Source organism: Bartonella sp. MR168JLCBS, assembly GCF_042194175.1.
Genome location: NZ_JBHIMP010000430.1, coordinates 1 through 665, shown reverse-complemented (window position 1 = coordinate 665; position 665 = coordinate 1). Strand labels below are relative to the sequence as shown.

The window sequence follows — 665 nt, the reverse complement described above, 5'->3', positions numbered from 1 at the left end:
CTTGAATAGAATCGGGCAAGTTTATATTGCATGATCAGATTGATAGAGCACTTAAAACTGCTTTGAAGGGAGAGGAAAAATGCATCTTGCTATGCTTTGTTTCATTGATGGTGCCTTTAATTGGCGCTGCGGTTAGGGAGAGTGATATTTTTCATTTTAGTCAAGGAAAATTAGAAATGGATTATTATCAGATATACAGTCTATTGAGCTAAAGTCATGCGATAGAGTGAAGAGTTAGCGCGTTTTTATAGAAGAATCTTGCTCCTTGTAATTGGCGGGGAAAGAACAAAGGAAAATGGCGATCATAGGTAAATTTCTTTCCTATTAGCTTGATGCGGTGAAACAAGTTCTTTGTAAAACTTTGGCGTAAACAAAAGCTGTGAGGGATTAGGTGATTCACTTAGGTTATGGTGTGGCTCAAGGAATGCTTCGCGGGACAAATAAATTTTTCTAAGCTTGACAATAATCTTGGTGCAACATTCTAGTAAACCTTAAAAGGGTATCTAAAGTATTTTTACTATGAGCAACTTCACAAGCGTACAGATAATGCGGAATCATTAAATGTTGATAAGCAAATTCATCTGAAAAATTCACTGCAGGAGCATGCTTTGCAATAAATGGGGAGCTCTTTCGGCGAGAAAGTAAACAAGACATTTGCCCGCTGT

Annotated in this window: 1 protein-coding gene; it reads right to left on the bottom strand. The window is 37.4% G+C overall.

The window, feature by feature from the left end; genetic code table 11:
* Positions 1-450: 450 nt before the first annotated feature.
* The coding region (locus ACFIK8_RS11790; RefSeq protein WP_375669535.1) for a hypothetical protein at positions 451-665 on the bottom strand (215 nt) is incomplete at its 5' end.